Source organism: Nonomuraea sp. NPDC049784, assembly GCF_040659615.1.
Taxonomy (GTDB): Bacteria; Actinomycetota; Actinomycetes; order Streptosporangiales; family Streptosporangiaceae; genus Nonomuraea.
The window spans coordinates 1-3668 of record NZ_JBFAMX010000821.1 but is presented as its reverse complement, the minus strand read 5'-3'; the positions used below and the strand labels follow the sequence as shown (position 1 = coordinate 3668).

Annotated in this window: 4 protein-coding genes; all 4 read right to left on the bottom strand. The window is 70.0% G+C overall.

Features of this window, described 5'->3' with window-relative positions; translation table 11 throughout:
- Nucleotides 1-581, bottom strand: a 581-nt coding sequence (pucL, locus tag AB0J09_RS59165) for a factor-independent urate hydroxylase (RefSeq protein ID WP_360712229.1), incomplete at its 3' end; no start/stop codon positions are given.
- Complete coding sequence (uraH, locus tag AB0J09_RS59160) at nucleotides 582-884, bottom strand: hydroxyisourate hydrolase (RefSeq protein ID WP_360712226.1); 303 nt, start codon at nucleotides 882-884, stop codon at nucleotides 582-584.
- Nucleotides 881-1381 carry a 2-oxo-4-hydroxy-4-carboxy-5-ureidoimidazoline decarboxylase gene (gene uraD, locus AB0J09_RS59155; RefSeq protein ID WP_360712223.1) on the bottom strand — a complete coding sequence of 167 codons (501 nt, stop codon included), beginning with the start codon at nucleotides 1379-1381 and terminating at the stop codon, nucleotides 881-883. Before uraD ends, uraH begins: the two co-directional genes overlap by 4 nt.
- 208 nt (nucleotides 1382-1589) lie before the next feature.
- Nucleotides 1590-3479 (bottom strand): Stk1 family PASTA domain-containing Ser/Thr kinase, encoded by a 1890-nt coding sequence (gene pknB / locus AB0J09_RS59150; protein WP_360712221.1) that lies wholly within the window; start codon nucleotides 3477-3479, stop codon nucleotides 1590-1592.
- Nucleotides 3480-3668 lie beyond the last annotated feature (189 nt).

Below are 3668 nucleotides of genomic sequence, written 5' to 3'. Positions count from 1 at the left end.
CCGCCTGTGAGCACCCACTCCAGCGGGTCGGCCCCCAGTTCCTTGGCCGCGACGGCCGCGGTGGCGAGGATGCGGTCGGTGGTGGGCGGGAGCGTGGTGTACTCGTCCACGATGTAACCGTGGAACTCGGACCCGGTCGTGTTCATCAGCACCAGGTCCTTCAGCCCGGACACCACCGTGGACCGGCCGTCCCTGTCATGGTGCACGACGCAGGTGCGCACCTCGCCGCCGTCGCGCACGAACGAGTGCGGCCCGCCGCGGCTCCACGCGTACTCGTCGATCTCGACCCTGGCGTGGTGGATCGTCGGCTGCGACTCGACGAAGTGCCGGGCCAGCAGGAGGGCGAACTCCTCGATCTGACCGACGCCGTGCTCGCGGGCCAGCGCGTACACGGTGTTCTTCTGCGTGTCGGTCGGCAGGACGGCGGCGTTGTCGCCGGTCAGGTGTACCGCCTCCATGTCGCCCGAGAGCGAGGTGCTGACGTTGAGGTCCTTGACGTGGTGCACGGGGCCGTCCCTGACGACCCGGACGAGCCTGGTCTCCGCCTTGCCGTAGCGGTTGGGGCCGAGCTTGATGGACATCTAGCTCCCTCGGTAGGTGGAGTAGGCGTACGGGCTGAGCAGCAGGGGCACGTGGTAGTGCCGTTCGGGGTCGGCGACGGTGAAGGTGACGACGACCTCGGGGTAGAACGTGTCCTCCAGGTAGGCCCCGGTGTCGAAGACGACCCGGTGCACCCCGGCGCCCGGGTTCCAGCCCTTGATGCGGCCGTCGTCGTCGGTGCGCCCCTCGGCCACGACCTGGCCGTCATGATGCTCCAGGCGTACGTGGACGCCTCGCGCGGGGAGCCCGGTGACCGCGTTCAGCACGTGCGTCGAGAAGCTCATGTCCCCTCCTTCATGAGCTTGCCCAGCCGCAGCCGCGTGATCGCGGCCAGCTCGCCCCGCACGACCGCGCGCTCGCTCGCCTCGTCGTTGCGCAGCCGCTCGCGCAGCCTGGCCAGCATCTGGGCCCCGGTGAGCCCGGTGGCGCAGACCAGGTAGACGTGCCCGAACCGGTCCTCGTACACCTTGTTGCCCTCGGCGAGCGCCTGGCGTACCTCGTCCTCCACCCCGGACTGCTCCTGCCGGGACCACGACGCCTCCCTGCCGCCTGCGGCGGCCCGCTCCCCGATCCGCGGGTGCGCCGCGAGCGCCTCCAGCACGTCGTCCCACGCGAGGTCCCTGACGGCCGCGTCGGCTGCCGCGGTGAGCTCACCGAGATCCCGGTACGGGCGCAGCGCCGCCACCTTTGCGGCGAAGGTCCGGGAGGCGCAGCAGGTGAGCAGCTCCTCCTCGGCACCGTCCGGGGACCTGGCGTTGAAAACGGTCAGCGTGTCGGGCATGTCAGAAGTACACACATGCGCTTCGTGCCCGGTCCATCCGCAAGAACTCCGAACTGACCGCCCCGATGGTCAGGACTTTTCGTGTCATGCTCCAAGTCCCCGCACCCTCAACCCGCACCTGAGGAGGCTGAGGTCCTTCGGGATCGCGCCCGGAGGATCCCAGCCCTCACCGCCGGGCCGGCTCTTCAGTCCAGGAGGGCTGGGGCCTCTACTGCCAGAGGTAGACCGTGCTCCCCTGAGGCCGCTCGCTGTTCGGCAGGGGCCGCTGGTACTGCACGACCCCGCGATTGCCCAGCCGCTGCACCCGCACCTTGAACCCCTGGGCCTCCAGCTCCGCCTTGGCGTCCTTGACGTCCTTGCCGATCACCGCCGGCACCAGGGTGAACTGCTGGTCGTCCCGAGCCTGGTTGTCGCCGCGGAACCAGTCCCAGAAGTCCGTCTGGCACCGCGCCACCGTGATCATGGCCTGCGCGCCAGGATCCACCTCGGACTTCGCCTTGGGCGTCTGGGCGATGACCGTGCACGGCTCGGCGTCGTCGTCCACCTCGTTGACCTGCACCTGGAAGCCCTGCCCGCCCAGATATCCGGCGGCCTCGTCCTTGGGCATGCCGCTGACGTCGGGCATGACCAGCCCGGCGCTGACGTAGATGTCGACCTTGGCGCCCTCCCGCACCTTCTCGCCCACCTGTGGCGAGGTGCGGATCACCTTGTTCCGCTCGACCTGCTGGTTGGCCAGCCGCTTGACCACGCCCACGGTCAGCCCGGCGGCGGCTATCTTGGCGCGGGCGTCGTCGCCGGTCATGCCGGCCGTGTTGGGCACGACGATGCGCTTGGGGCCGAGCGAGGGCACCAGCGTGATCGTGTCGCCCTTCTTCACTTCGGCGTCGGCGGCCGGGTCGGTGCGGAGCACCAGGCCGTCGGCCACCTTCTCGTCGTTCTCGCCGCCGGCCTCGCGCACCTTGAGGCCGGCCGCGACGGCGGTCTTCTTGGCCAGCTCCAGGTTCTTGCCGACCAGGTCGGGCACGTGGACGAGCTCGGGCTGCGCGAAGTACCAGCCGGTCAGCGCCACCGCGATCACCATGACGGCGGCGAGGATCACCAGGAACCAGTTCGGCTTGAACCCCCGCCGCTTCGGCATCTCCTCCCGCGGCTGGACCATGGTGTGGGCCGGTGCGGCCTGCGGCACGGAGAAGGCGGCGGAGGTCGTGCGGGCGTGCGGCTGGGAGTGGGACATCGGCGGATTGGTCATCCGCGGCAGCATCCGGTGCGCGTCGACGGCCGCCACGAGCATCGCGGTGGCGTCGGCGGGACGGTTGTCCGGCTCGCGGGCCGTCGCATGCGCCACCAGCGTGTCGATCAGCGGCGGCACCTCGGGGACCAGCGACGACGGCGCGGGCACGGTGTCGTGGACGTGCCGGTAGGCCACCGACATCGGCGTCTCGCCGTCATACGGCTGCTGTCCCGTGACCAGCTCGAAGAGCATGATCCCCGCGGCGTAGACGTCACTGCGCACGTCGGCGGCGCCCGTGGTGACCTGTTCGGGGGCCATGTAGCCGATCGTGCCGATCATCACGCCCGTGCGGGTCTGGTTGGTGGCCTCGATGGCCCTGGCCAGGCCGAAGTCGACCACCTTGACCCGGCCGTCGTCGGTCATCAGGACGTTTTCCGGCTTCACGTCGCGGTGGACCATCCCGGCCTGGTGGGCCGCGCCCAGGGCGGCGAGCACCGGGATCATGATCTCGAGCGCCTCGCGGGCAGGCAGCCTGCCGCGATCGCGCAGGATGTCGCGGAGCGTCTTGCCGGGCACGTACTCCATCGACAGATAAACGACGTCGTTGTCGGTGCCCTGGTCGAAGACGTGCACCACGTTGGGATGTGAGAGGCTCGCGACCGACTTGGCCTCGCCGATGAACCGCCTGACGAACGCCGGGTCCTGGGCGAGCGAGGAGTGCATGACCTTCAGTGCCACCGTCCGGTCCAGCCGGATGTCCAGCGCGAGGTAGACGGTCGCCATACCGCCCCGGGCGATCCGGCTCTCGATGCGGTAGCGTCCATCGAGGAGCCGCCCGACCAGGGGGTCCGCAGTCGTCGTATCCACCCCGCTGAGTTTACGGGCGATTTACCACCGGGAGGGCCTTGACGCCCGAAACCGATGCGGAGACGTTCCCTGCGGAACGCCCCCGCACCCGCGTCACGGCACCAGGCGCCTCAGGAGTCCTCGGCGCCTCATAAGGCCGCCTCAGGGGGTCATCGGAGATGAGGCCTCGGCGTAGCGCCGGCGCGGGAT

Bases quoted from the DNA above. Each gene is read 5' to 3' on its own strand.
- uraH (WP_360712226.1), bottom strand. From the start codon at position 884: ATGAGCTTCTCGACGCACGTGCTGAACGCGGTCACCGGGCTCCCCGCG.
- uraD (WP_360712223.1), bottom strand. From the start codon at position 1,381: ATGCCCGACACGCTGACCGTTTTCAACGCCAGGTCCCCGGACGGTGCC.